Genomic DNA, 25,103 nt, shown 5'->3' on the forward strand with positions numbered 1-25,103 from the left:
CATGGCGAGTGCACGGGAACAGCTCAGCGAAGTCCTGGTCGGTCCGCACCACCTTGCGGGCATTCTGGGCGTACCTCACGATGCGGCCGGCATCGTGATCTTTGCGCATGGCAGCGGTAGCGGCCGTCTAAGCCCACGCAACAACCAGGTCGCAGCGGCTCTCCGTGAGGCCGGATTTGCCACGCTGCTGCTTGATCTCCTCAGCCCGGAGGAGGAGCGTGACCGCGGCAACGTATTCGACATCCCGCTATTGGCATCACGGCTCTCAGACGCCGCGGACTGGACCCGCAACAGGCCAGAGCTCGCGGAGTTTCCGATTGGCTATTTCGGCGCAAGCACCGGTGCAGCGGCCGCGCTGGTCGCGGCTGCCGACCGGCAGAACGTTACTGCGGTGGTTTCGCGCGGCGGTCGGCCGGATTTGGCCGGCAAGGCGCTGCACGCCGTCAGGGCGCCGACCCTGTTGATCGTTGGCGGGGCCGACCTACCGGTTATTCCGCTCAACCGTTCGGCTTTTGCGGAGCTCTCTTGCGAGAAGGACCTCGTGATCGTGCCGAAGGCGACGCATTTGTTCGAAGAACCCGGCGCGCTCGAGCAGGTGACGCAATATGCCACGCGCTGGTTCCGCCTATTCCTGGCGTCGCCCCTCTCCGAAGAGGTGATCGACGCCGACACGGTTTTCAACGACCGGCAAGACGCCGGACGCCGGCTAGCCTCTGCGCTCATGAAGTTCAAAGACAAGGACGCGGTCGTGCTCGCGCTGCCGCGTGGGGGCGTACCCGTCGCGTTCGAGGTTGCGCAAGCGCTGCACGCCAAGCTCGACGTAGCGCTCGTGCGCAAGATCGGCGCGCCGGGTCATGAGGAGCTCGGGCTCGGCGCGGTCGTCGATGGCGCCCATCCGCAGGTCGTGCTCAATGAGGACATCGTTCGCGAGATCCAGCCGGGTGCGGCCTACCTGGAAGCCGAGATTGCCCGCCAGCTTGCCGAAATCGAACGTCGACGACGCCTTTACCGCGAGGGTGATCCACCGCCGGAGATTGCAGGCCGTACGACCATTGTCGTCGACGACGGCATCGCCACCGGCGGAAGCGTGAAAGCCGTGCTGAGAGCGCTCGCAAGGGCGAAGCCGGGCCGTCTCGTCCTTGCGGTGCCGGTTGCGCCACGCGATTCGCTTGACGAACTGAGTGCGGAGGCAGACGAGATCATTTGCCTCAGGAGCCCCGATCCGTTCTTTGCGGTCGGCATGCACTACAGGGATTTCGGCCAGACTTCGGATCAGGAAGTTACCGAGCTGTTGCATCGTTCGAAGGCCAGCAGCCCGAACCAGACGCGTACGTGACGATCGCGAGAGCGCCCTCACCTGGTAAGGCAAATACAATATCCGATGCGATACTGCGCCCGCCTCGGAGATCGAGCCGCCGTTTCACACCTGCTCGCGCCTTTTTCGCTTTGCCTCAAACCACTCCACTTGTCGGACCCCGAAAGCCTTGCCGCCGCCTGGCGTCTCGACGGCCACGGTTTCCCCTCTGCTCTTTCCGATTAACGCCTTGGCGATGGGTGAAGTTATCGAGATCTTCCCCTTGCTCGCGTCGGCTTCCGGTTCGCCGACGAGCTGCCAGACCCGCTTCTCGCCGGTGTCCTCATCAATCAGCGTCACGGTGGCGCCAAACTTGATGGTATTGCCGGAAAGCTTGGATACGTCGACGATATCGGCACGCGCGAGCTTGTCTTCCAACTCGGCAATTCGGGTGTCGTTGACACTTTGCTCTGCAAGCGCAACCTGATACTCCGAATTCTCAACCAGATTTGGATCGTCGGCGATCGCCTGCTGAATTCGCTGAATAAGATCGGGGCCGCTCGATACGGATGCGGTGCCTCAGTTCATCAGCAAGGGCAGCGTAGCCCGCGGCCGTCATGGGAAGTCTTGTCATCGCGACTCTTATACCGAGTTAATCGACAAAGCATGCATTCAGACGTTCGCGCCGCGCCACCAGCGGTCGCGTACCTGCGGTGGGGAACGCCGTGCGAGGACACGGGTTCCAATTGGTGAGGTTGCCGGTTTCCCATAGTGCGGGGCCACGGCGCCTCGCCCGCTGCGCAGCTCTGACAGTCCGTGATGGAACCTGCAGAGCGGTATGATGGAACGTACACCCTTATGTAAGGTTGCCAGTCCAATGCGGAGCAAAGAGGGCTCGGTACCGTGGCTTTTCATGTCAGCCTTGTTGGTCGAGGTGACCTCAGCGGCGAGATCTACCGTCAGATCCGGCAGGCAATTCTGGACGGGCGCCTTCGGCCTGGAGAGCGGCTGTCTCCCACGCGAGAACTAGCCGCCGCGCTGACGGTTGCGCGATCGACGGTGACGATTGCTTATGAAAGCCTTGTCGCGGAAGGATTCGCGACATCGCAAGCGGGCGCCGGGACGTTCGTCAGCCATCAGCTTGAGGCGAAACGTCCAGCATCGAAAACAAGGCGGTCGACAGTCCGCGCAGTTCGGGTGCGTGGCGTTTGGGAGACCATATTGCCTCCGACGGCCTTTGCCCGCGCGGCGGATTTCGACTTTAGAACCGGGCTTCCGGACGCTTCGTTGTTCCCACACGGAGCCTGGCGGCGGGTCGTCTCCCGTGCGGTGCGCTCGCGCGAAATGGCGGCAGGCGTCTACGAGAATCCTGCTGGCAATCGGGAGCTGCGCGCGGCTATTGCTCGCCACATTGGCATCTCACGAAGCGTTTCCGGATCGCCCGACGACGTCATCGTGACTAATGGCACCCAACAGGCGCTCGACATCATCGCTCGCGTGCTCCTCGAGCCCGGCGATGTCGTTGCGATGGAAGATCCGGGCTATCAACCGCCAAAGCACTTGTTCAAGGCGTTGGGCACGCGCGTGATCGGTGTGCCGGTCGACAGCGAAGGTCTCGTCGTGGAGGCGCTGCCGGCCGAGGCAAGGGCCGTCTACGTGACGCCCTCGCATCAATATCCCCTCGGCGTGGCCATGAGCCTGTCGCGCCGACGCGCACTGCTTGCCTGGGCCGAGCGCAACAACGCGGTTGTCGTTGAGGACGACTATGATAGCGAGTTTCGCTTCGGTGGGCGTCCGCTCGAGCCGCTTCAGACCCTCGATTCAGCCGGTCGCGTTGTGTATGTCGGCACGTTTTCAAAGACGTTGCTGCCGACTCTCCGGCTGGGCTTTATGGTCGTGCCGCCGTCGCTGCGAGAGGCGGCGCAGAAGGCGAAGTTCGTCACCGATTGGCATACAGCGACAATGGCGCAGAGCGCGCTGGCGCGGTTCATCGACGAGGGCGCGTTTGCGCGCCACATTCGCAGGGTGAGCCGCACCTATAGCGAACGGCATCAGGTGCTGACCGCGGCGATCAAGAGCAACTTCGGCGATTATCTCGACCTTATTCCGTCGAGCACCGGGTTGCACATCGCCGCCTACGCGCGAAGAGCGTCGGTTGGTCATATTGATGCGATTGCATCAAGAGCCTTTGATCTCGGCGTCGCCTTCCAAAGACTGTCGGCCTGCCGGGTGGACGGAAAGCCTCAGGCCGGCATCCTCCTGGGATATGGGGCGATCGAGACGGCTCGGATTGCCGAAGGGCTGAGGCGGCTGCGAAGTTGCTTCGATGAATGCGTGTCTCGACGCCCGAATGCAGCGTGAGCGATGTCGCTTGAGGTGACGGCACGCGACTCAGCAATCCGATCAACAACAGTCCCGAGGCGCCGCCTGAATTGGACTGATTGATCATCCGCAAATTGGACCTTCCGTCATACCGCTTCGCTTTCTAACGTTGGGCCGCTGACGCGCGCGACGTCAGGCAGTTGTGGCCGCGCGCGTTGAAACCGCAAGCACACCCTGACCGCCCACGCTCTCTCGTCATCGCACGAAGGCGTGAGACGTGAACGAACTCACACGCCAGCGACGCGCATGCCGATAGTTCTATCCGCGCATCAGGAGGATTACGTCAGGAGGATTCTCATGTCCGTTATTGCCAATGCGCTCACGAATTGGAAGGAAGCCGCTGCATCCAGCCATCATCGACCTGGATGGGGATTGCGGTTCCTACTCTGGTGTGTCCAGTGTTCGGAGCGGTCGCGGCAGCGACAAGCCCTGGCGGAGCTCGATGACCACTTTCTCAAGGACATCGGCAAGACGCGGCAAGAGGCCATGGTCGAAGCAGCCAAGCCATTCTGGAAATGACGTCGTTCATCGCGCACTGGTTCAACAAACTCACCGGGGTCCTCCTGATAGCCTTGGGAGCTTCGCTATGCGCCCGCATCGTCTGACGGCAACAGCAGAAAAAGAACTGGAGCCATCGAACGAAGATTAGGTGATGCACATGAAATCTGTTGATCGCATGCAGAAGAACGGCCGCCTTATGGTGGGCTCGATGGCGAGTGACACGCTTCGAACGAAGCGGGCTGTGGACGGGGTCCTGCATCTAGTCCACGCGGCCGCCGACGAAATCGAACGCAACCGCCGCCTGCCCGACGCGGTCGTCGCCGCCCTGCGCGACACAGGGATCAACCGCCTGCTGATCCCAGCAGCCCTCGGTGGAATGGAGGCGCCGATCACGGACGCGATGGACGTCATGGAGCGCATCGCGGCGGTCGACGGCAGCGCCGGGTGGTGCGCGGCGATTGGCGGGGGGAGCAACGTGTTCGCCGGCTACGTGCCCGCAACGGGCGCACGCACGGTGTTCGCTGACCCGGATCAAGGCAATGCCACGATGTTCGCTCCGCTCGGCCGGGTGGTCAACGACCACGGCCGAGTCACGCTGAGCGGCCGCTGGCCATTCACGAGCAATTGCCTCCACAGCGCATGGGTCGGCCTTGGCGCACTATTCCATGACGCCGATGGAGCCGGTCCCGTGCCGCGCATCGTGTTCGTGCCCGTGGCCGACCTGACGATCGAGGACACCTGGGATGTCGTGGGCCTCCGCGGGACCGGCAGCCACCACGTTGCCGCCGCCGAAGTCCCGGTCTACCCGGATCGGTGCACTCGCTTCGCCGACCGGCCGTGGCCCGGCGGCACGTTATGGCGGCTGCCGATCTACACGACGCTGCTGCCGACCCTTGTCGCCGTCCCGCTCGGCATCGCCCGGGGCGCCATCGACGAGATTTCGCGGCAGGCGCGCGAAGGCCGGACCGCGCGGCGCGGTCAATTGGCCGACGCGCCGATCTCGATGGCCGAACTGGCCGTCGCAGACACAAGACTGCGGGCGGCCCGGGCCGGATTGCGCGCCGCTGTCGGTGAGGCGCACATGCACGCCGAGCGAGGCGAGCCGATCAGCCGGCAGCTCCAGGCTCGCATCTGCCTGGCTGGCATGCACGCCTGCGACACGAGCGTAGAGGTGACATCCACAGCGCACCACCTTGGCGGCGGCGCCGCCGCTTACCGTGGCAGCCGCCTGCTGCGGGCCCTCAGCGACGTGCAGGCCGCGCGCCAGCACCTGCTGTTCTCGCACCATCACTTGGGCGAGCTGGGCAAGCTCGTCGCCGGCCTGGACCTGGCCTATCCTCCCTACGTCATGTGACGGCCAGCCACTGGTCAGCTCGATTGCCATTGAGATCGATGCGGCAGGAGGCGGAGCTCCCAACTACGAAATATGGAAAACAACCCCATGCAAAGTAGCAATAGCCGCAGGCATGATACCTTGAGCGATCCCGCGAGCACTTGACGCGTCGGGCAAATCAGCGGCACTACTCCATCATCGCGCAGACTATCTATTGGCCTGCTGTAACGCCGCCCCTCGTCGCGATGGCACACAAAATCCTTTTGACAATCGAAAGTCGCCACAGCGAGCGATCGCCTGCGCGTTGCCGAACCGTGCGCGCTTCCGGCGCGTGCCGAAGGAGTATCGACATGAACGCCGCACCGGACGTCAATTGGCCGACGGCGACAGCCCCAGCCGATCCAACCAAGGCCGCCGCAACGATGCTAGCTCAAAGGTACACTTCCATGAGCCATTTCGCTTCCATAGCTTGTCATCGCCTCACCGCGGTTCTGACGTCAGATGCTGGGGCGCTTTAGCTCGCCGTCAGTTCCTGTGAGAGGCGCTGCTCGCGGCAATTGTGGGCCCAACAATCTGCCGCGCCGGCAGTTCCGCTCGAGCCCAAGTCATCCCAAAACTTGCGGCGAGCCTTCGCAACTTTCTTTGAACCATCCGTGTTAGGATGGATCTATCAAGACAACCGAGTTGAACCGAGCTGTGATCAAGGTCGAGCGAACCGGCGAAGGCGATCCACTTGAATTCGAGGTCACCGTCGGTGTGGGAAACGGCGAAACTCGCCATCACGTCACGATGGCAAGAGAGACTTGCGAACGGCTAACGATGGGCACGCATACGCCCGAGCGTTGCATCGAGACAGCATTCCAATTCCTGCTTGATCGCGAGCCCCAGGAATCGATCCTGCGGCGTTTCGACATCACCGTGATCTCCCGTTACTTTCCCGAGTTCGAGCGCGAACTGCCACGCTACCTCTCGCGATCCTGACAGCTTCGGCAAAAGGGTATTGGTAGCGGGGGAGCGCTACCGCTTTTCCCACACCACACAAACTTACGATATTCTATCCGATCGATCGCCTGAAAGTTTCTTACATGCGTCCGATCACCGATCGATATTGCCTAACCACTATCGGCAACTTGGACCCGCCGCGTAACGGCAGGAACGATTCCTTGACTGACACCACATGCATGGATCGTACGCGCCGGTCGCTGTCGAATCGGCGTCCGTTTCAGCTCTCCGATTGTTCGAGCGCCTTGCACATCCTACAATCGTGTCCGTCGCGTCGGCCGTGCTGCGTTCGGCCCGGCACACTTGCTCCGGGTCTACCGGCGAGATTCACATGGGAGCACCGAGGGCTCCGGCACTAGCGAAGAGAGTCTCGAACGCCACAAACGGCTTGCGCGCAATACTGTACGTCAACCCCTTCTTCCACGTGAGGCAGCGACTCAACGAAGCGCCTGGCGTCGTCCATCGCGGCGGGCCGCGCCATCGCGCACGCGACCTACCGCTGTCGCAGGGCTCGATGCCCAACGATTTGTGGTGTGCTGACTTCAAGGGCGACTTCAAGCTCGGCAATAGGCGGTACTGATATCCGTTTGACCCTCACCGACCATGCCTCTCGCTACCTGCTCCTCTGCGAGGCGCAGCCTCGCTAATGCGATGCCGCTTTTCGTACCGGAATAATCGGCGTCGCTGCGCGTCGCCTCAGCCTGGGAAGTCATTGTCCCGCCCGAGCGTCAGCCGCTATTGTTCATCTTGCGCACCAACTCGCGCGCTTCGTCACCCTCCGGGATCGGTCGGCCGCTGTCGCGCCACTCAATCGCCGCCTTGAATCCATGGGCTTGGGCGTAGCGGCGGAACCAAAGCCCTTCAGGATTATGGCGAGCGATGCCATCCATGATCGTGGCCAAGGATTGCGTTTGCTCAAGGCCCATGTTGAGCATCACCTGGTTCACGACCAGCTTGTGCATGGCGAGGTGGCTTTTTGGAACGCCGGCAATACGGTCGGCAAGACGCATCGTCGCTTCCTCGAGCTCAGCGAGCGGTACTGCCTCATTCGCCAGTCCCCAATCTGCCGCGCGCCGACCATCGATCATGTCGCCGGTAAACATCAATTGTTTGGCGCGCGTCGGACCCAGTCTGAACGTCCACATCGCCGTCGTCGGACATCCCCAAACGCGCGTCGGCATGTAGCCGATCTTGGCATCTTCAGCCATTACGAGCATGTCACAGCTCAACGCGATGTCGCTGCCGCCAGCGACAGCATGGCCATGCACCTTCGCGATCGTGGGCTTGGAGCAGCGCCATAGACTCATGAATTGCTCGGTATTTTCCTTCATCGAGGCATAGTCGACCATCGGATCCCAAGGATGATTCTCCTGCTGGTTCGGGTGATGTCTTACGCGCTCGGCATAGTGTGTGAGGTCGTAGCCACCACAAAATCCTTTGCCGGCACCCTCGACTACAATGACATGAATATCGTCATTGTTCTGAGCCCACTTAACAGCCTGCTGTATCTCGCCGGGTGTTTCGTCGTTGATGGCATTGAGGCGCTCGGGACGGTTCAGGAGCAATCTGGCAACGCGCGGCGAATTCTTGTCGGGCTCGATCGATAGCGTCGAAAAACTTGGCATGGTAACTCCAGTCCGCAGTAACCGTCAGAGTTGACGGTATCATGCCTTCTGATACCGTCAATACTGACTGTGCATGGGAGCCTCGCATGTCTGCGAAAACTCAGGGAATGTTGGGCCAGCATACCCGCAAGAAGTTGCTGGACGCGGCCGTGGAGTGTCTCATCGAGCTTGGGGTGGCCGGAACAACTACTCTTGCTGTTCAACATCGCGCAAGCGTAAGCCGGGGCACACTGCTCCACCATTTTCCCAGCCATGCGGAGCTGCTGGCGGCGACGGTAACCGAACTCGTTGAAAGGAACGAACTAGCTGTCATCGCTTCGCGTCGTTCCCATCCAATCGAAGATCCCCTTGAGCGCGCCATGCACGCATTGGCCTATGCGGTGCGACAGCCGGCGTACCTGGCTGAACTGGAGCTATGGGCCGTTGCGCGAACGGATCCTCATCTAAAGCAGGTTCTCGTGGCCGCCGAGCGGTCGGCGCGTCGGGACAGCCAGCGCGTTCACGAGATGCTATTCAGCGAATGGAGCGGCTTTAAAGGCCTTCAAGAGGTCATCGCCCTAACGCAGCACTTTATGCGCGGCCTTGCGATCTCGGAAAACTTGAGAAATTCGGCAACCAAGCGAGATCGATTGATCACGGCCTGGGCCAACGCTGCGCGTCTCATGCTTAAAGAGTAATAGAAGCAGCTCAGCTACGGGGTGCTGCGTCGCGCCTGTTGGCCGGCTTCTGCGGATCGGATTCGCTTCGGGCCGCGTTCCTGAGATCCCAGCGAACATCGTGCTCGTGAAGAACCTGACCGTGATCGGTGTCTTCTGGGGGTTCTACATGGCGTGGGGAAAGAGCAAGGCCGACGCATCCATACGCGAGCGCGTCGGCACACTGTTCGATGAGTTGTTCGGCCTCTGTGAAGCCGGCAAGCTGCGCGCGCCCGTCGATCGGTCGCTGCCGCTGTCGAAGTTCGCGGATGCGCTCCGTAGCGTCGAGGCCCGCGAAGTCATCGGGAAGATCGCGTTGATACCGGAACAACGAACATGACTGCAACCGAGCCACGAAGCCCCCGCTTCGCTACCAGCAGCAGTACAAAATCGTAGAAAATCGTAGTTTGGCGTAGAAAATCGCAGAATTGGTAGCGGGAGAGGGACTCGAACCCCCGACCCCAGGATTATGATTCCCGTGCTCTAACCAGCTGAGCTACCCCGCCACGGCATCGCGGTGGCGGCAGGCAATGCCGCGGTCGCGAACGCGCGGCATATAAGGAGCGGGTCGACGCCCTGTCAAGCAAAGCGAGCCGTCCGGCCAGGCATCTGCAAAATTGCGCTATTTCGGCCGGATTGACGGGTCGCCGCCGGGAGTGCCGGGCGGCGGGATTACCGGCGTCTTGCCATCTTCCGGCGTGGGCGCATGGATTTCGGGATCAACGCCCGGCGGCGGACACAAGACGCCCTCCGAGCGGGCCAGCTTGTCGCCAAGCGGCTCGGCCCGCTGACCGGTGGTCGTTCCTTCCCGCGCCTTCCCTTCCGGAACCGTCGCGCCGGAATTCGGCGCCGGCTGCATCGGGGCGCAATTGGCGGCGGCGCGGTCGGGCGATGGCGGTGCGGTCTGGGCGGGCGGCGTCGCCGGGCTGGGCGGGGCCTGAGCGCCCGCCATACTCGTAGCCGTCATCAACACACATGAAAGAAGAAGTGCCCGGTGCATTGCCATGTCGGGAAAACGGTCCGCTCGCGCGGAGGTTCCCAGTTAGTTCAGCCGCTTTTTGTTTGACGCGTTTTCTCGAGCGAAAACGCTATGCGCTTCACGATTTCCGAAAGCGGATCAGCGAAAAATGTCCCATCGGCGGCATCGGCCGCCGCTCGGTCAAGGTGACGCCGCCATGTTTGGCGGCCCAGTTGGTCAGGCGTTCCCACGGAAATTCCGGCCGCCAGCCCAGCCGCCGCGCCAGTGGCGCGAACGCCAGTTCGAACGCGCGGCGCGGACCGGTTTCGGCGCCGATGTGATTGACCAGAATCAGTTCGCCGCCGGGCTTCAGCACGCGGATGAAATCATCCAGCGTGCGTTCCGGATCCGGCACCGCCGTGATGACATATTGCGCCACCACCGCATCGAAGAACGAATCCGGAAACGCCAGGTTCTTGGCGTCCATCACCGCAAGCGCTTCGACATTGGTCAGGCCGAACTCGCGCACGCGCTTGAGCGCCCGCCGCAGCATCGGCTCGGAAATGTCGACGCCGCACAATTTCGTGTTGCGCGAATATTCCGACAGCGACAGCCCAGTACCGACACCGACGTCGAGAACGCGTCCACCGATTTTGTCGGCCTCCGCAATGGTCGATCGACGGCCTTCGTCGAACACCTTGCCGAAAACCAGATCGTAGACCGGCGCCCAGCGCCCATAAGCTTTTTCGACCCCCTCGCGGTCGATATCCCCAGCCATTCCCTCTGCCCCGATTTTTTCTTAAGTGCGCATCACCTCGGCGAGCGGCGCGGCCTTTTCCTGCGCCCCTCCCCTCGTCACCGGATGGCGTGCGGTCGCGCTCTTGATGAATCCGCCGCCGAGCACGCGCGCCTGTCCCGCAGGCGCATCGTAGAACACGCAGGCCTGGCCGGGCGATACGCCCTCTTCGCCGGCAACGAGTTCGACCTCATAACCGCCATCGACCGCGCGCAACCAGGCCGGCTGCGGCGCGCGCGTCGATCGCACGCGCACGAACATCTCGATGCCGTCGCCGATGACGCGGTCGAGCGCGCCATCGCCGATCCAGTTGACGTCACGCAGCAGGATGCGATCCATCCGCAACGCCTCGCGCGGCCCCACCACGACGCGGCGGCTGGTGGCATCGAGCTTGACGACATAGAGCGGCGCGCCGGCTGCAATGCCCAGTCCCTTGCGCTGGCCGACGGTGAAATGAACGATCCCTTGATGGCGGCCGATTGTATGGCCCTCGAGATCGACGATGTCGCCGGGCTCGATCGCGCCGGGCTTGAGGCGGCCGATAATGTCGGTGTAGCGCCCGGTCGGCACGAAGCAGATATCCTGGCTGTCCTGCTTTTCGGCGACTTCGAGGCCGAAGCGCCGCGCCAGCTCGCGCGTCTGCGGCTTGGTCATGTCGCCGAGCGGAAAGCGTAAGTAATCGAGCTGCTCGCGCGTGGTCGCGAACAGGAAATAGCTCTGGTCGCGATCGGAATCCGCCGCGCAGACCAGTGCGCGCGATCCGTCGGCAAGGCGGCGCGAGGCGACATAGTGTCCGGTCGCGAGCGCCTGCGCGCCGAGCTCACGCGCGGTCGCCAAGAGATCGCGAAACTTGATCGAGCGGTTGCACTCGATGCAGGGCACCGGCGTTTCGCCGAGCGCGTAGCTGTCGGCGAAATTGTCGATCACGGATTCGCGGAAGCGGCTTTCGTAGTCGAGCACGTAATGCGGAATGCCGATTCGCTCCGCCACGTTGCGGGCGTCGTGGATGTCCCGTCCCGCGCAGCAGGCCCCCTTGCGATGGGTGGCAGCGCCATGGTCGTAAAGCTGCAGCGTGATCCCGACCACGTCATAGCCTTCGGACTTCAGCAAGGCAGCCGTCACCGAGGAATCGACGCCGCCGGACATGGCGACCACGATCCGTGTGTCCTGCGGACGGCCTTCGAGATCCAAACTGTTTCGCATGCCAGGGGTCATCGACTTCAATCGCGAACGCGCCATGGCGGTTCGCGGCCAGGGATTTAAAAAGCCTTTATGCATAAGGCCTTAAGGCGCAATTCGGCCATACCGGGCCGGATCGGACGCCGCTCTTTAATATAGGCCGTATTCCCGTGAAGCAATCAGCCGATCCCCATTTTGGAGCTTGTCCAGGACGGCAAATCTTGCCGCCGGGCAGAAAAGGCGGCCGTGGTCACGCTCCGGAATCCGGACGTCACCTTTTTAAGTATTTGAAATAACGTGATATTTTTTACCACAGCGGCTGGCCCGGTCCTTGCTGAATGGTAGCCGAGAGCTCAGCGCGAGGGTTACCGTGGTTAGTGTCACGTCAGAAGTATCGGCAAATGCATCTTTCCAGAGCGCGGCGGCGAGGTCCGCCCGGCCGGATTCCGATCCGCCCGCCGGGAACGACAGCTTCGCGGCGCTGGTCGACAGCAACACGGCCGCGAGCCACAACGACCGCGCGCAGGACGCAGCGCCCTGCCCGCGCCGCTCCGACGACGCGCAATCAGCTTCCGACAACCGTTCGCGCGACAGCGCCGCCGCATCCGACAAGGCCGACAAGGCCGCGCGCAACGATTCGAATAATCGCGACGCCGCGGCCAAGCTGCGCGACGACAAGACACGGGACGACAAGATAAGGGACGGCAAGACACGCGACGACGGCAAGGTCGACACCGACACCAACGCCGATGCCGAGACGAAGTCCGCAAAGACCGGCCGCGCCAAATCGAAGTCCGACGCACCGAAGTCCGAGAAGGCGTCCTCCGACGAAGCGACGCAGGTTTCTTCCGGAGACGCCTCACCCGCGACCGATCAGACCGAACTGGCGCAGAATGGAACGGCCGTGGTAACGGCCGACGCGATTGCCGCCGCCATCCCTGCTGCCGCAACGCCGCCGGCGACGACGGCTTCCGCCGTACCCACGACCGATAAGGTGACCGCGCCGCTTGCCATCGCGGCGGCTGCGATCGCAGCCTCCGCTTCGCTCGCCGCCGAGACCGCGCCAGCCAGTCCCGCCGGTGAAAGCGCCGAAGCGACCGCCTCCACGACCGCGAACGCTGCGCAAGGGGACGGTACCAAGACCAACGCGCAGGGCATCGGCCAGGCCGTCAGCGCCCAGGCCACGTCCGCCGACCCGTCGGTCACAACCGGCATCGCTCAGGCCGCCGCCGTGGTTGCAGCGACACCCGCCGCTACCAAATCGGCCGTGCCGCTCAAGAACCCCGATCTCGCCAGGAAAAGCGCGACGACGGCGGTCACGCCGGAAAACACCGCCGGGACCACGACCACTACCGCACCCGCAGCACCTGCCGCTGATACCATCGTGCCCGCCGTCACGCCGCCGACCGAAGCCGCAGGCAAGCTTAAGTCCGAGAATGGCATCGCCGAGGCCGTGAAGGCCGACGCCTCGGGCAATTCCATCGTGCCGTCGGCCGCCAACACCAACACACATTTTGCGGCCCCAGATGTCGTCGGCCAGACGCCGGTCAACGCGTCCGGCAACGGCCTGCAGGCTCCTGGTGCGATCCAGACGCAGCAACCGGCCGCTCCCACCACGACGGCGGCTGCCGCTACCCAACTCACCGCCACGGCGGCCACAAGCGCGGCAGTGCCGGTGAGCGGGCTTGCGATGGAAATCGCCGCGTCCGCCAAGAGCGGCAAGACCCGCTTCGAAATCCGGCTCGATCCCGCTGAACTCGGTCGCATCGACGTCCGCATCGATGTCGATCGCAACGGCCAGGTGACGTCGCATCTGACCGTCGAACGGCCGGAAACGCTGTCGATGCTGCGTCAGGACGCCAACCAGTTGCAGCGCGCACTCGACAACGCCGGCCTCTCGACCGGCAACGGCGGCCTGCAGTTCAGCCTGCGCGACCAGTCTTCGCAGGGCCAGAACGACGGCAACCAATCCAATCCCAACGCCCACCGTCTGGTGGTGGGCGAAGAAGACAACGTCCCGGCCGTGGTCGCCGGCCGCACCTATGGTCGCATGCTCGGTTCGAGCGGCGGCGTCGATATCAGGGTTTAAGGAGATCGCCATGGCAGTCGATGCAACCATGCCGACAACGGTCGTCTCGGCGCCGGGAACCGGCACCGCGACGAGCAACAACACCGCGTCGGAGAAGACGACGGGAATCGCGGATAATTTCCAGACCTTCCTGACGCTGCTGACCACGCAGTTGCAGCACCAGAACCCGCTCGATCCGCTCGACACCAATCAGTTCACCCAGCAGCTCGTGCAGTTCGCCGGCATCGAGCAGCAGCTCAAGTCGAACGAACAGTTGAAGGCGCTGGTGGAGATCGAAAAGAGCGCCCAGGCGACGCAGGCGCTGGTCTATGTCGGCAACACGGTCGCCGTCGACGGCAGCAAGGCGCAGTTCGACAAATCTGCGACGTGGAATTTCAATTCCGAGAAAGACACCAGCGCGACGATCACGATCACCAATTCGGCGGGACAGACCGCCTATACAGGCAACTATACGCTGAAGAAGGGCGGCTCCAGTTTCGTCTGGGACGGCAAGGGCAATGACGGCGTGCAGTGGCCGGCCGGCACTTACACCCTGACCGCCACGGGCAAGGACAGTTCGGGCAACAACGTCGCGATTTCCACCGAAGTCCAGGGCATCGTCGATTCAGTCGATCTCAGCGCCTCTCCGCCGCTGCTGTCGATCGGCGGCCAGAGCTACACCACCGACAAGATAAAGCGCGTGGTCCGTCCGAGCTCTTCCAGCTAAGCCCGGCCCACTCGCCTCGGTTGATCCACCGCTCCCGGCCCGGCAATCCCTGATTGTACGCAAAAGCGTCACAGGGAACCGGGCCGGAGCCATTTCGATCATTTTCAAGGAGATTCGTATTGAAGCCGCAGGCTTAGGCAAATTTTAAGCCGCGGGGCGTAGGTTACCATGGTGAGTTCAGTGGTTGAGAGTTTGTGAGTACACCATGACAGAACCCCATCGCCCGAGGGTGAAATACGTCATCGGGCCTGACGGCAGTCCGTTAACAATTGCTGACCTGCCCGCGCCCGGAACCAAACGTTGGGTGATCCGCCGCAAGGCCGAAGTCGTCGCCGCGGTCCGTGGCGGCCTGCTCTCCCTCGAGGAAGCCTGTAGCCGTTATACGCTGACCGTCGACGAATTCCTGTCCTGGCAGTTTTCCATCGACCAGCATGGCCTGGCAGGCCTGCGGACCACCCGGATCCAGCAATATCGCCAGTAACTCTGGCGAACCGAAAGATTTGATGAAAACCGGCTTCGTTTTACGAAGCCGGTTTTTTTCATGCCGGAACTATTCGCGGCAGCTTTAAGGGTTGTTAACCATATGGAAACCATCCCCTAGGCAATAATTGCCCAGTCGGTCCCTCGGGCCGAATCCCTGGGGGCGGTTGGTGCAAAGTCTCGTTGCTTTCCTGAAAGGCTTGGGCGCAGCGCGGCTGATGGCCATGGTTGCGGTGACGACCGCGCTGATCGGCTTCTTCGCCTTCGTCATCATGCGCGTCACGACGCCGCAGATGACCACCCTGTTCACCGACCTCTCCACCGAAGATTCCTCCGGCATCATCAAGGATCTGGAGCGCCAGGCGATTCCCTTCGAGCTGCGCAACGAAGGCGCGGTCATCATGGTCCCGAAGGACAAGGTCACGCGGCTGCGGATGAAGCTGGCCGAAAGCAACCTGCCCAAGGGCGGCGGCGTCGGCTACGAGATTTTCGACAAGTCCGACGCCCTCGGCACCACGAGCTTCGTCCAGAACATCAATCATCTGCGCGCGCTGGAGGGCGAACTCGCCCGCACCATCCGCGCCATCGACCGCATCCAGGCCGCCCGCGTCCATCTGGTGCTGCCGGAACGGCCGTTGTTCGCCCGCGAGGCGCCGGAGCCGTCGGCTTCGATCGTAGTGCGGGTGCGCGGCAGCCTCGAACCCCAGCAGATCCGTGCCATCCGTCACGTCGTTGCCTCCGCCGTCAACGGACTGAAGCCGCAGCGGGTGTCGATCGTCGACGAAGCCGGCCGGTTGCTGGCCGACGGCGCCAGCAAGGACCCCGAGATCGCCGTCGGCGACGAGCGCCGCACCGCCTTCGAGAAGCGCATGCGCAACGAAGTCGAGGCGATCGTCTCCTCGGTGGTCGGCCAGGGCCGCGCCCGCGTCCAGCTCACCGCCGACTTCGACTACAACAAGGTTACCCAGACTTCCGACAAGTTCGATCCCGAGGGACGCGTACTGCGCTCCACGCAGACCCGCGAGGAATCTTCCCTCACTGCCGAGAACAACGGCCAGGTAACGGTCAACAACGAACTGCCCGGCAATCAAACCAACACCACGCCGGCGGCCCGCGACCAGAGCAAGAAGAGCGAGGAGACCAACAACTACGAGATTTCCCGCACCACCAAGACCGAGGTCACCGAGGCCGGACGGGTCAACCGGATCTCGGTCGCTGTGCTGGTCGACGGCGCCTACACCAAGAACGAAAAAGGCGAAATGGTCTATCAGGACCGCAGCAAGGAGCAGCTCGACCGCATCGCCACGCTGGTGCGCTCGGCGATCGGCTTCGACCAGAAGCGTGGCGATCAGGTCGAGGTCGTCAATCTCCGCTTTGCCGAAGCGCCCTCCGTGCCACCGGTCGTCGAGCCGGGCGGGCTCCTGGGTATGCTGCAATTCACCAAGGATGACGTCATGTACGTCATCGAGCTCGGCGTCATGATGCTGCTCGGCCTCGTGGTGCTGTTCCTGGTGATCCGCCCGCTGGTCAAGCGCATCCTGGCCGCCGAAGTCGTTCCCGCTTTGGCCGAACCGACGCCCGCATTGATCGAGGGCAGCGGTCCAAACGGAGAACTCGGGCCCAATCAGGCCTTGATTGCCGGCACCAGCGGCACCGCCCAGTTGATCGACGTCGCGCAGGTCCAGGGCCAGGTCCACGCCCAGGCCGTGCACAGGGTCGGCGAACTGGCCGAACGTAATCCGAACGAGACCGCCTCCATTGTTCGCCAATGGCTGAGCGAACCCGCCGAGAGCTGACATGGCCGCCGTACCGCAAACCTCGAACGCCAACGACATCACCACCGTCATCTCGGCGCTGGCGAGCCGTCAGAGCAACCGGCCCAAAGGCAAGCCGTTGAGCGGGCCGAAGCGCGCCGCCATCCTGATGCTGGCGCTGGGCGAGCAATATGGCGGCAAGGTGTGGTCGCTGCTCGACGACGACGAGGTGCGCGAACTGTCGATCCACATGTCGACGCTCGGCACCGTCGAGGCCGATGTCGTGGAAGACCTGCTGCTCGAATTCGTCTCGCGGATGTCGGCCTCCGGCGCCCTGATGGGCACCTTCGACGCCACCGAACGGCTGTTGCAGCAATATCTGCCCTCCGAGCGCGTCAGCGGCATCATGGATGAAATTCGCGGCCCCGCCGGCCGCAACATGTGGGAGAAGCTCTCCAACGTGCAGGAAGAGGTGCTCGCCAACTACCTCAAGAACGAATACCCGCAGACCATCGCGGTGGTGCTGTCGAAGCTGAAGCCCGAGCACGCCGCGCGCGTGCTGGCGATCCTGCCCGAGGACCTCGCGCTCGATGTGGTCGGCCGCATGCTGAAGATGGAAGCCGTCCAGAAAGAAGTCATCGAGCGCGTCGAGCAGACGCTGCGCACCGAATTCATGTCCAACCTGTCGCAGACCCGCCGCCGCGACGCCCACGAGGTGATGGCCGAAATCTTCAACAATTTCGACCGCCAGACCGAGACTCGCTTCATCACCTCGCTGGAAGAGGAAAACCGCGAATCCGCCGAGCGCATCAAGGCGCTGATGTTCACCTTCGACGACCTGATCAAGCTCGATTCCGCCTCGGCCCAGACGCTGATGCGCAACGTCGACAAGGACAAGCTCGGCATCGCGCTCAAGAGCGCCAATGAAGAGGTGCGCGCCTTCTTCCTCGGCAACATGTCCTCGCGCGCCGGCAAGATGCTGATGGACGACATGGCCGCGATGGGACCGGTGCGGCTGCGCGATGTCGACGAGGCGCAGGCGCTGCTCGTCAACCTCGCCAAGGACATGGCCGCCAGGGGCGAAATCACCCTGACCAAGAACCGCGCCGACGACGAACTGGTGTATTGATGGCCGCGCCCGCAAAATTCCTGTTCGACATCGACTTCGCAGCGCCCGACAGGACACGCGAGCGTGCCGCCACGGCCGCCGAGATCGCGCAGAAGGTCGCGGAGGCCGAGGCACGTGCCTACCGCGCCGGCTACGAGGCAGCCCAGCACGAGGCCAAAGTCGAGAGCGACCGCCGCTCGGCGCTGGCGCTGGAAGAGATCGGCATCGCCATCAAGGGCATCGCCACACGTGTCTCCGGCATCGAGGCCAGGATGGAAACCGAGGCCGTCGATGTCGCGGTCGCGGTGGCGCGCAAGCTGTGTAGCGAACTGATCGCCCGCGAACCGCTCGGCGAGATCATGGCGCTGGTCAGCGACTGCTTCTCGCATCTGGTCGCCACCCCGCATCTCGTCGTCCGCATCAACGACCAGCTCTACGAGGCCGCTCGTGAGAAGATCGAACGCCAGGCGGCCCAAAGCGGCTTCGAGGGCCGGCTGGTGATCCTGGCCGAGCCCGGCATCGCTACCGGCGACTGCCGGATCGAATGGGCCGACGGCGGCGTCGTGCTGGAACGCGCGGCCATCGAAGCGAAGATCAGCGAACTCGTCGGGCGCTATCTGGCGTCCCACGATCAGGCCGCAATGTGAAGGCCATGAGGACTGAACCATGAGTGACACCGACGCACAGGTACCACTACCCGATCTCAACGCCGCGGACGCGCCGCCGGTTGACGATCTCGCCTACAACGAGGACGAACAGGCCTCGCGCATCGCAGCCGACCTCGAGGCCGTATTCGACGTGCCCGTGCAGGTCTCGGCCGTGCTCGGCCGCTCCAAGATGGATGTCGGCGAGTTGTTGAAGCTCGGACCCGGTACTGTGCTCGAACTCGACCGCCGCGTCGGCGAAGCCATCGACATCTACGTCAACAACCGCCTGGTGGCGCGTGGCGAAGTCGTGCTGGTCGAAGACAAGCTCGGCGTGACCATGACGGAAATCATCAAGGCAGAACGCAACTAACAATTTTGACAATACGCGCCCGTGAGGCGCGAACAGACGGACAGGAGACAAACATGCGGCTTCTCATCGTTGGCACATTGAAGGGCCAGCTCACGACCGCCACCAAGATCGCGATGGAAAACGGAGCTTCGGTGACCCATGCCGAGGCGACCGAACAGGCGATGGCCGTGCTGCGCGGCGGCAAGGGTGCCGACCTGCTGCTGGTCGACGTCGCCCTCGACATTCGCGACCTGGTGATGCGGCTGGAAGCCGAACATATTCACGTGCCGATCGTGGCCTGCGGCATCTCCAACGATGCCCGCGCCGCGGTCGCCGCGATCCGCGCCGGCGCCAAGGAATACATCCCGCTGCCGCCGGATCCGGAACTGATCGCCGCCGTGCTTGCTGCCGTCGCCAATGATTCGCGTGATCTGGTCTATCGCGATGAAGCGATGGGCAAGGTGATCAAGCTGGCGCAGCAGATCGCGGGCTCCGACGCCTCCGTGATGATCACTGGCGAATCCGGAACCGGCAAGGAAGTGCTGGCGCGTTATGTCCACACCCGCTCGACCCGCGCCAAGCGGCCGTTCATCTCGATCAATTGCGCGGCAATTCCCGAACACCTGCTGGAATCCGAACTGTTCGGCCACGAGAAGGGCGCCTTCACCGGCGCGGTCGCCCGCCGCATCGGCAAGTTCGAGGAAGCCACTGGCGGCACGCTGCTGCTCGATGAAATCTCGGAAATGGACGTGCGGCTGCAATCCAAGCTGTTGCGCGCGATCCAGGAACGCGTGATCGACCGCGTCGGTGGCACCAAGCCGGTGCCGGTCGACATCCGCATCATCGCGACCTCGAACCGCAACCTCGCAGACGCCGTGCGCGAAGGCACCTTCCGCGAGGATCTGCTGTTCCGCCTCAACGTCGTCAACCTGAAGATCCCGCCGCTGCGTGACCGTCCGGCCGACATCCTCGAGCTGGCGCAGCACTTTGCCAAGAAATACGCCGACGCCAACGGCGTGCCGCTGCGCCCCATCTCCGCCGATGCGCGGCGGGTGCTGACATCGAACCGCTGGCAGGGCAACGTTCGCGAGCTGGAAAACACCATCCACCGTTCGGTGCTGATGGCGCAGGGGGACGAGATTGGGCCTGAGGCCATCCTGACCCCCGATGGCGACCGCCTCGACCTCGCCAAGACCGCGCCCGCCGTGGCCCACGCCACCTTTGCCGCCGAACAGGTGACCCGCGCTCTCGTCGGCCGCACCGTCGCGGACGTGGAGCGCGACCTGATCCTGGAGACGCTGAAGCACTGCCTCGGCAATCGCACCCATGCCGCCAACATCCTCGGCATCTCGATCCGCACGCTGCGCAACAAACTGAATGAATATGCCGACGGCGGGATACCGATTACGCCGGCGGGTGCAGGCGACAGTCAGCGGTTTATGACGGCGGGGTAGACAACCCGTTCCCCGGACGCAGCGCAGCGCGACAGCGATGCGCTGCAGAGCCGGGGTCCATCTTCTTTGTAACTGGCGATGGGTCCCGGCTCTGCGCCGCAGCGTTCCACGCTGCAGCGCGTCCGGGACACGATGCATCACGAATAACTCGGCGCATCCGGCTTGCGGAAAATGTGGATGGGATCGCCGGGCTGCAGGTCGCGCCCGGTGAAAACAGCATAGGCATACAGTGCCAGATACGCGATCGCGATCGCGCCGACGCCGTAAAACACCCAAGTCGCAATCCGCTTCATCGCGAATATCTAGAATGCCGGGCCGCAAATGGCCAGCCGTCGAGCGCGAGAAATCCGGAACTTTCGCCGGGATCGTCAGGTCCTTCGCGTGGCCCGCGATGCAGGCAGACTCACTTCCGCCAGTTTGAGCGCGTCCTCGTCGCGGTCGATGGCGACGTACTGCCCCTGCCAATAGGCCAGCGCCGCGGTACGCGTGGAGACAGCAACATCCAGCACGCGCCCAATGACAATCGCATGGGAATGCCGTTCGACCATATCCTCGACTTCGCAATCAATCGCGGCCAGGGCGTCTGTTAGTAGCGGCACTCCCGATACGCGCGTCGTCCAATGCGCGCCATCGAAGCGTTCGGTGCCCTTCAGTCCGCCTTTCCCGGTAAAGCGGTCGGCGATGTCGATCTGGTCCGAGGTCAGGATGTTGACGCCGAAGAAGCCGTATCGTCTCATGAGCGGCCAGGACGAGGCTTCCCGGTTGATGCTGACGATCAAGGCGGGCGGGTCGACGGACAACGACGATACCGATGTAACCGTCATGCCTGAGATGTCCCAGCCTATGCCCGCGGTGATGACGCTGACGCCGCCCGTCAACCGGCGCATCGCCTGGCGAAAATCGCCTGCGGAAACCCCGCGGTCGATCGAAACGTTGCAGACGATCGAGTTCATGGCCACCTCACAGGTCGGACGTGTCTTCAGTCCCTTGCAGCAGGTTCTTCAGGATCGAGCCCTCCAGCGCAGCAAGTTCCGCCGAGCCGCGCCGCCTGGGGCGCGGGATATCGACTTCGATGTCGTGGGCGATGCCGCCATCATCGATGACCAGAACGCGATCGGCCAGCGCCACGGCCTCCGACACGTCGTGCGTCACCAGGATCGCGGTAAAGCCCTGGTCGTGCCAGACCCGTTCGAGCAGTCGCTGCATCGATATCCGTGTCAGCGCATCGAGCGCGCCGAGCGGCTCATCGAACGCCAGCACGCGGGGACGGCTCACCAGCGCCCGCGCCAGTGCCACGCGCTGCCGCTGTCCGCCGGACAGAACCGCCGGCCATTGCGCCCGCTTGTCGTCGAGACCAACCTCGACCAGCGCGCTTTCCGCCCTCGCCTGCGCATCCTGCGATGCCCGTTCGCGACCAAGCCCGACTTCGACATTTGAAAGCACCCGCGCCCAGGGCAGCAACCGCGGTTCCTGAAACATCACGCGGATGTCTTCGGCGCGCGCCTCCTCACCGAAGTCGATGCTGCCCGCGGTTACGGTCTCGAGGCCCGCGATCAGCCGCAGCAACGTGCTCTTGCCGCAGCCGCTGCGGCCGACGATGACGACGAACTGGCCGGCCGGAATGTGCAGGTCGATGCCGCGCAATACCTCGTTGTCGCCGAACGATTTGCGCAAGCCGCGGATGGTAAGCGAAAGGCCGCGAGACGCAGTTCTCGGCCTGCGACGCGCAAACGGGGCTTGCTTGATCTCGGCGCGGCTCAAGGGCTCGGCATCCGACAAACGAAAACGAAGGGCTTCTTGCATTTGTTGTCCTCAGTGTTTCTGGAAGGCCGGGTGCCAGGAGAGCGTCAACCGCTCAAGCGCGCGCGAGGCGCTGTCGGCAAGCTTTCCGAGTAGGGCATAGATCAGGATGGAGAGCACCACGACGTCGATCAGCATGAACTCCCGCGCCTGCATCGCCATGTAACCGAGGCCGGAGGAAGCGGCGATGGTCTCCGCCACGATCAGCGTCAGCCACATGATGCCTAGCGCAAAGCGCAGACCGACGAAGATTGACGGCAAGGCTCCAGGGAAGATCACCCGGCGGAACAACTCGCCATCGCTCATGCCGTAGATCCGTCCCATCTCGATCAATTGCGGATCGACGGTGCGGATGCCGTGCAGCGTGTTGAGGTAGATCGGGAAGAACACGCCGAGCGCGACCAGGAATAGTTTTGCGGATTCGTCGATGCCGAACCACAGGATGACCAACGGGATCAGCGCCAGATGCGGAATGTTGCGCACCATCTGCAGTGTCGTATCGGTGAGCTTGCTGGAGATTTGCGACAGGCCGTTGGCGAGGCCGAAGGAGAAGCCGATGCTGGCGCCGATCAAGAAGCCGACGCTGGCGCGCCAGAAACTCACCCAGATGTTGCGCGCCAGTTCACCTGACAGCAGAAGCTTCCATCCCGCCAGTGCCACGTCGGTAGGAGCCGGCAGGACCCGCACCGAGACAAAGCCGGTGACGCACGCGACCTGCCAGATCAGAATGATTCCGAGCGGCACGACCCACGGGATCAGGCCGTCGACCCGCGGCAATTTCGGTGCGCCCACGCGCGGAAGACTGTCGATCAAACTCATGATTGCGATGCCTGTTTCTGTGGCCGGTACTCATTGCCGATGGTTTCACCGAACGGGCCCGTGTTGACGCGGATCGGCGTGATATTGTTGTGCCGCGTCAGCGACAACAGCGGGAACACCAGTTCGGCGAAGCGATAGGCCTCCTCCAGATGCGGATAGCCCGACATGATGAAGGTATCGATGCCGATGTCCTGATATTCCCTGATCCGCGCCGCCACCGTCTGGGGATCACCGACCAAAGCGGTGCCTGCCCCGCCGCGCACCAGGCCGACACCGGCCCAGAGGTTTGGGCTGATCTCGAGCTTGTCACGACGGCCGCCATGAAGCTGTGCCATGCGCTGCTGACCGACGGAATCCATCCGCGCGAAGATCTTTTGTGCGGAAGCCACCGTCTCGTCGGTGACATGCTGGATCAATTCATCCGCCGCCTTCCAAGCCTCCGCATTGGTCTCGCGCACGATCACGTGCAGGCGAATGCCGAACGAGAGCTTGCGGCCGCGGCTTGCAGCCACCGCTTTCACGCGGTTGACCTTTTCGGCCACCTGCGCCGGCGGCTCGCCCCAGGTCAGATATTTGTCAACGGCGTCGACGGCAACTTCGATGCCGGCATCCGACGATCCGCCAAAATAGAGCGGCGGGCGCGGCGACTGCCCCGGCTGGAACAGCAGGCGGCCGTCCTCGATGCGGATGTGCTTGCCCTCGACGTTGACGGTCTTGCCTGCAAGCAGATCACTGTAGACGTGGAGGAACTCGCGCGTCACCTCGTAGCGCTCGTCGTGATCGAGGAAGATGCCATCGCCCTTGTTCTCGATCGGATCGCCGCCGGTGACGACGTTGATCAGCAAGCGCCCGTTCGACACCCGATCGAGCGTTGCGGTCATGCGCGCGGCGACGCTTGGCGATTGCAAGCCGGGTCGTACGGCCACGAGATAACGCAAGCGCTCAGTCCAAGGCGCGACAGCCGAAGCAACCACCCAGGAATCTTCGCAGCTTCGCCCGGTCGGCAGCAGCACGCCGAAATAGCCGAGCTGATCGGCGGCCTGTGCGATCTGGCGCAGGTAGTTGAAGTTCACCTCGCGGCCGCCAGTGGTCGTGCCGAGATAGCGACCGTCGCCATGGGTCGGCAGGAACCAGAGAATATTGGCGTTGGGTTGCGTGCTCACGATCCGGACCTCCGGGCCACATCAGAAATCTTGATTTGCTTCGGGATAAGCCCAAGCGTGAAGAACGTATCGGCAACCTGTTGCTGGTCGGCGATTACGCTCTCGGTGATCGGCTTGATGCCGTACGCCTGCCGCTTGAGCGCGACTTCAACGACCGGAACGGAGAGTCCGACCGCAGGCGCGAGTTGCTCGGCGACGGCATGGATGTCGCCCTTGGCCCAGTCGTCGACCTCGCTGAGCTGGGCCAACACGACATCGATGATCTTCGGATCGCTCTCCAGGAACTTCTTGGACGAGAAATAGAACTGATAGTTTGAAACCAGGCCCGTGCCGTCGGCGAGCGTGCGCGCACCGGTGGCAGCTTCAGCGGCAGCCTGGAACGGATCCCAGATCACCCAGGCATCCACGGCGCCGCGCTCGAACGCCGCACGGGCATCCGCTGGCGCCAGAAACACCGGCTCGATCTCGGAATATTTGATGCCGGCCTTCTCCAGCGCCTTCACCAAGAGATAGTGAACGTTGGAGCCCTTGTTCAGCGCGACCTTCTTGCCTTTCAGGTCAGCCACTGAGTTCAATTTGCTGTCCTTCGGCACCAGGATCGCCTCGCCTTTCGGCGCGGGCGGCTCGTAGGCGACGTACTGGATCGGCGCGCCCGCAGCTTGCGCGAAAATCGGCGGCGCTTCGCCGGTGTTGCCGAAATCTATCGCGCCGACATTGAGCGCTTCGAGCAGCGGCGGACCGGATGGAAACTCCGTCCATACCACCTTGTAGCCGGAGGTTTTCAGTTTCTCCTCCAGCGTGCCCTTGCTCTTGAGCAGCACCAGCTTGCCGTATTTCTGGAAGCCGATGCGGACGACCTTCTCCTGGCCGTAGGAGACGCTAACGGTCGCTGCGACCATGCTGATCGACAGCACGGCACTGGCGATCCAGCGTTGAATCAAACGCTTCATGAGTTACGTCCTGTTCTAA

25 protein-coding genes, 1 tRNA gene and 2 pseudogenes are annotated in these 25,103 nt (G+C 63.2%); 16 read left to right on the forward strand and 12 right to left on the reverse strand.

The window, feature by feature from the left end; genetic code table 11:
• The first annotated feature begins 1 nt into the window (after position 1).
• Positions 2–1,336, forward strand: coding sequence for a phosphoribosyltransferase family protein (locus tag V1292_RS01725; protein WP_334370033.1), 1,335 nt, complete (start codon positions 2–4; stop codon positions 1,334–1,336).
• A gap of 84 nt (positions 1,337–1,420) precedes the next feature.
• On the opposite strand, the pseudogene greA reads toward V1292_RS01725, so the two are convergent.
• Positions 1,421–1,928 (reverse strand): annotated as a pseudogene (gene greA / locus V1292_RS01730) (transcription elongation factor GreA).
• Positions 1,929–2,197: 269 nt separating this feature from the next.
• Between greA and pdxR the strand changes: the two are divergent.
• The 5 genes and pseudogenes from pdxR to V1292_RS33815 all read left to right on the forward strand — a co-directional run.
• Positions 2,198–3,655 (forward strand): MocR-like pyridoxine biosynthesis transcription factor PdxR, encoded by a 1,458-nt coding sequence (gene pdxR / locus V1292_RS01735; RefSeq protein WP_442895486.1) that lies wholly within the window; start codon positions 2,198–2,200, stop codon positions 3,653–3,655.
• A gap of 318 nt (positions 3,656–3,973) precedes the next feature.
• Positions 3,974–4,195, forward strand: a complete 222-nt coding sequence (locus V1292_RS01740) for a DUF1127 domain-containing protein (RefSeq protein ID WP_334370035.1) — start codon at positions 3,974–3,976, stop codon at positions 4,193–4,195.
• Between the two features lie 139 nt (positions 4,196–4,334).
• Complete coding sequence (locus V1292_RS01745; protein WP_334370036.1) at positions 4,335–5,531, forward strand: acyl-CoA dehydrogenase family protein; 1,197 nt, start codon at positions 4,335–4,337, stop codon at positions 5,529–5,531.
• 663 nt (positions 5,532–6,194) lie between these two features.
• A complete protein-coding gene (locus V1292_RS01750) occupies positions 6,195–6,491 on the forward strand; it encodes a hypothetical protein (protein ID WP_334370037.1) in 297 nt (98 codons plus the stop codon).
• 475 nt (positions 6,492–6,966) lie between these two features.
• A pseudogene (locus tag V1292_RS33815) lies at positions 6,967–7,147 on the forward strand (IS481 family transposase); the annotation flags it as partial.
• A 93-nt stretch (positions 7,148–7,240) separates the two neighbouring features.
• Here the strand turns inward: V1292_RS33815 and V1292_RS01760 are convergent.
• On the reverse strand, positions 7,241–8,137 hold the full coding sequence (locus V1292_RS01760; protein WP_334370038.1) for a crotonase/enoyl-CoA hydratase family protein: 897 nt from the start codon (positions 8,135–8,137) through the stop codon (positions 7,241–7,243).
• An 86-nt stretch (positions 8,138–8,223) separates the two neighbouring features.
• Here V1292_RS01760 and V1292_RS01765 point away from each other — a divergent pair, with 86 nt between their 5' ends.
• Together V1292_RS01765 and V1292_RS01770 are read left to right on the forward strand one after the other, a co-directional pair.
• Complete coding sequence (locus V1292_RS01765) at positions 8,224–8,814, forward strand: TetR/AcrR family transcriptional regulator (RefSeq protein ID WP_334370039.1); 591 nt, start codon at positions 8,224–8,226, stop codon at positions 8,812–8,814.
• On the forward strand, positions 8,789–9,172 hold the full coding sequence (locus V1292_RS01770) for a zinc-binding dehydrogenase (RefSeq protein WP_334376911.1): 384 nt from the start codon (positions 8,789–8,791) through the stop codon (positions 9,170–9,172). The genes V1292_RS01765 and V1292_RS01770 overlap by 26 nt, the downstream gene beginning before the upstream one ends.
• Before the next feature lie 89 nt (positions 9,173–9,261).
• On the opposite strand, the gene V1292_RS01775 is transcribed toward V1292_RS01770, so the two are convergent.
• The 4 genes from V1292_RS01775 to mnmA all read right to left on the reverse strand — a co-directional run bounded on the left by V1292_RS01775 (position 9,262) and on the right by mnmA (position 11,789).
• Positions 9,262–9,338, reverse strand: a tRNA-Met gene (locus tag V1292_RS01775).
• Positions 9,339–9,454: 116 nt separating this feature from the next.
• A complete protein-coding gene (locus V1292_RS01780; protein ID WP_334370040.1) occupies positions 9,455–9,838 on the reverse strand; it encodes a hypothetical protein in 384 nt (127 codons plus the stop codon).
• A 91-nt stretch (positions 9,839–9,929) separates the two neighbouring features.
• Positions 9,930–10,568, reverse strand: a complete 639-nt coding sequence (locus V1292_RS01785) for a class I SAM-dependent methyltransferase (protein ID WP_057847181.1) — start codon at positions 10,566–10,568, stop codon at positions 9,930–9,932.
• Between the two features lie 21 nt (positions 10,569–10,589).
• Positions 10,590–11,789 carry a tRNA 2-thiouridine(34) synthase MnmA gene (mnmA, locus tag V1292_RS01790; RefSeq protein WP_334370041.1) on the reverse strand — a complete coding sequence of 400 codons (1,200 nt, stop codon included), beginning with the start codon at positions 11,787–11,789 and terminating at the stop codon, positions 10,590–10,592.
• A 346-nt stretch (positions 11,790–12,135) separates the two neighbouring features.
• On the opposite strand from mnmA, the gene V1292_RS01795 reads away from it, so the two are divergent.
• From V1292_RS01795 to flbD, 8 genes are all read left to right on the forward strand, one after another.
• Positions 12,136–13,854, forward strand: coding sequence for a flagellar hook-length control protein FliK (locus tag V1292_RS01795; RefSeq protein ID WP_334370042.1), 1,719 nt, complete (start codon positions 12,136–12,138; stop codon positions 13,852–13,854).
• A 10-nt stretch (positions 13,855–13,864) separates the two neighbouring features.
• On the forward strand, positions 13,865–14,560 hold the full coding sequence (locus V1292_RS01800; protein ID WP_334370043.1) for a flagellar hook assembly protein FlgD: 696 nt from the start codon (positions 13,865–13,867) through the stop codon (positions 14,558–14,560).
• 205 nt (positions 14,561–14,765) lie between these two features.
• Positions 14,766–15,041 (forward strand): CtrA inhibitor SciP, encoded by a 276-nt coding sequence (sciP, locus tag V1292_RS01805; RefSeq protein WP_002714638.1) that lies wholly within the window; start codon positions 14,766–14,768, stop codon positions 15,039–15,041.
• Between the two features lie 169 nt (positions 15,042–15,210).
• Positions 15,211–16,836, forward strand: a complete 1,626-nt coding sequence (gene fliF / locus V1292_RS01810; protein WP_334370044.1) for a flagellar basal-body MS-ring/collar protein FliF — start codon at positions 15,211–15,213, stop codon at positions 16,834–16,836.
• Position 16,837: 1 nt separating this feature from the next.
• A complete protein-coding gene (gene fliG, locus V1292_RS01815) occupies positions 16,838–17,923 on the forward strand; it encodes a flagellar motor switch protein FliG (RefSeq protein WP_334370045.1) in 1,086 nt (361 codons plus the stop codon).
• Complete coding sequence (locus V1292_RS01820; protein WP_334370046.1) at positions 17,923–18,549, forward strand: FliH/SctL family protein; 627 nt, start codon at positions 17,923–17,925, stop codon at positions 18,547–18,549. Before fliG ends, V1292_RS01820 begins: the two co-directional genes overlap by 1 nt.
• 19 nt (positions 18,550–18,568) lie before the next feature.
• On the forward strand, positions 18,569–18,919 hold the full coding sequence (gene fliN, locus V1292_RS01825) for a flagellar motor switch protein FliN (protein ID WP_057847186.1): 351 nt from the start codon (positions 18,569–18,571) through the stop codon (positions 18,917–18,919).
• Between the two features lie 53 nt (positions 18,920–18,972).
• Complete coding sequence (flbD, locus tag V1292_RS01830; protein WP_334370047.1) at positions 18,973–20,352, forward strand: sigma-54-dependent transcriptional regulator FlbD; 1,380 nt, start codon at positions 18,973–18,975, stop codon at positions 20,350–20,352.
• A 137-nt stretch (positions 20,353–20,489) separates the two neighbouring features.
• Here the strand turns inward: flbD and V1292_RS01835 are convergent, their stop codons facing one another.
• The 6 genes from V1292_RS01835 to V1292_RS01860 all read right to left on the reverse strand — a co-directional run bounded on the left by V1292_RS01835 (position 20,490) and on the right by V1292_RS01860 (position 25,084).
• Positions 20,490–20,645, reverse strand: a complete 156-nt coding sequence (locus V1292_RS01835) for a hypothetical protein (protein WP_334370048.1) — start codon at positions 20,643–20,645, stop codon at positions 20,490–20,492.
• Positions 20,646–20,720: 75 nt separating this feature from the next.
• A complete protein-coding gene (locus V1292_RS01840; protein ID WP_334370049.1) occupies positions 20,721–21,305 on the reverse strand; it encodes a flavin reductase family protein in 585 nt (194 codons plus the stop codon).
• Between the two features lie 7 nt (positions 21,306–21,312).
• Positions 21,313–22,155 (reverse strand): ATP-binding cassette domain-containing protein, encoded by an 843-nt coding sequence (locus V1292_RS01845; protein ID WP_334370050.1) that lies wholly within the window; start codon positions 22,153–22,155, stop codon positions 21,313–21,315.
• A 9-nt stretch (positions 22,156–22,164) separates the two neighbouring features.
• Complete coding sequence (gene ssuC, locus V1292_RS01850; protein WP_334370051.1) at positions 22,165–22,971, reverse strand: aliphatic sulfonate ABC transporter permease SsuC; 807 nt, start codon at positions 22,969–22,971, stop codon at positions 22,165–22,167.
• Complete coding sequence (ssuD, locus tag V1292_RS01855; RefSeq protein ID WP_442895588.1) at positions 22,968–24,137, reverse strand: FMNH2-dependent alkanesulfonate monooxygenase; 1,170 nt, start codon at positions 24,135–24,137, stop codon at positions 22,968–22,970. Before ssuD ends, ssuC begins: the two co-directional genes overlap by 4 nt.
• Positions 24,131–25,084: a sulfonate ABC transporter substrate-binding protein gene (locus V1292_RS01860; RefSeq protein WP_334370053.1), complete on the reverse strand. Its 954-nt coding sequence runs from the start codon at positions 25,082–25,084 to the stop codon at positions 24,131–24,133. Before V1292_RS01860 ends, ssuD begins: the two co-directional genes overlap by 7 nt.
• Positions 25,085–25,103: the final 19 nt, after the last annotated feature.

The organism is Bradyrhizobium sp. AZCC 1719 (assembly GCF_036924525.1).
Lineage (GTDB): Bacteria > Pseudomonadota > Alphaproteobacteria > Rhizobiales > Xanthobacteraceae > Bradyrhizobium.

Bases quoted from the DNA above. Each gene is read 5' to 3' on its own strand.
- V1292_RS01745 (WP_334370036.1), top strand. From the start codon at position 4,335: ATGAAATCTGTTGATCGCATGCAGAAGAACGGCCGCCTTATGGTGGGC.
- ssuC (WP_334370051.1), bottom strand. From the start codon at position 22,971: ATGAGTTTGATCGACAGTCTTCCGCGCGTGGGCGCACCGAAATTGCCG.
- V1292_RS01845 (WP_334370050.1), bottom strand. From the start codon at position 22,155: ATGCAAGAAGCCCTTCGTTTTCGTTTGTCGGATGCCGAGCCCTTGAGC.
- V1292_RS01780 (WP_334370040.1), bottom strand. From the start codon at position 9,838: ATGGCAATGCACCGGGCACTTCTTCTTTCATGTGTGTTGATGACGGCT.
- V1292_RS01760 (WP_334370038.1), bottom strand. From the start codon at position 8,137: ATGCCAAGTTTTTCGACGCTATCGATCGAGCCCGACAAGAATTCGCCG.
- V1292_RS01725 (WP_334370033.1), top strand. From the start codon at position 2: ATGGCGAGTGCACGGGAACAGCTCAGCGAAGTCCTGGTCGGTCCGCAC.
- flbD (WP_334370047.1), top strand. From the start codon at position 18,973: ATGCGGCTTCTCATCGTTGGCACATTGAAGGGCCAGCTCACGACCGCC.
- mnmA (WP_334370041.1), bottom strand. From the start codon at position 11,789: ATGCGAAACAGTTTGGATCTCGAAGGCCGTCCGCAGGACACACGGATC.
- sciP (WP_002714638.1), top strand. From the start codon at position 14,766: ATGACAGAACCCCATCGCCCGAGGGTGAAATACGTCATCGGGCCTGAC.
- fliG (WP_334370045.1), top strand. From the start codon at position 16,838: ATGGCCGCCGTACCGCAAACCTCGAACGCCAACGACATCACCACCGTC.
- V1292_RS01860 (WP_334370053.1), bottom strand. From the start codon at position 25,084: ATGAAGCGTTTGATTCAACGCTGGATCGCCAGTGCCGTGCTGTCGATC.
- V1292_RS01820 (WP_334370046.1), top strand. From the start codon at position 17,923: ATGGCCGCGCCCGCAAAATTCCTGTTCGACATCGACTTCGCAGCGCCC.
- V1292_RS01740 (WP_334370035.1), top strand. From the start codon at position 3,974: ATGTCCGTTATTGCCAATGCGCTCACGAATTGGAAGGAAGCCGCTGCA.
- fliN (WP_057847186.1), top strand. From the start codon at position 18,569: ATGAGTGACACCGACGCACAGGTACCACTACCCGATCTCAACGCCGCG.
- V1292_RS01765 (WP_334370039.1), top strand. From the start codon at position 8,224: ATGTCTGCGAAAACTCAGGGAATGTTGGGCCAGCATACCCGCAAGAAG.
- V1292_RS01800 (WP_334370043.1), top strand. From the start codon at position 13,865: ATGGCAGTCGATGCAACCATGCCGACAACGGTCGTCTCGGCGCCGGGA.
- V1292_RS01835 (WP_334370048.1), bottom strand. From the start codon at position 20,645: ATGAAGCGGATTGCGACTTGGGTGTTTTACGGCGTCGGCGCGATCGCG.
- V1292_RS01840 (WP_334370049.1), bottom strand. From the start codon at position 21,305: ATGAACTCGATCGTCTGCAACGTTTCGATCGACCGCGGGGTTTCCGCA.
- V1292_RS01785 (WP_057847181.1), bottom strand. From the start codon at position 10,568: ATGGCTGGGGATATCGACCGCGAGGGGGTCGAAAAAGCTTATGGGCGC.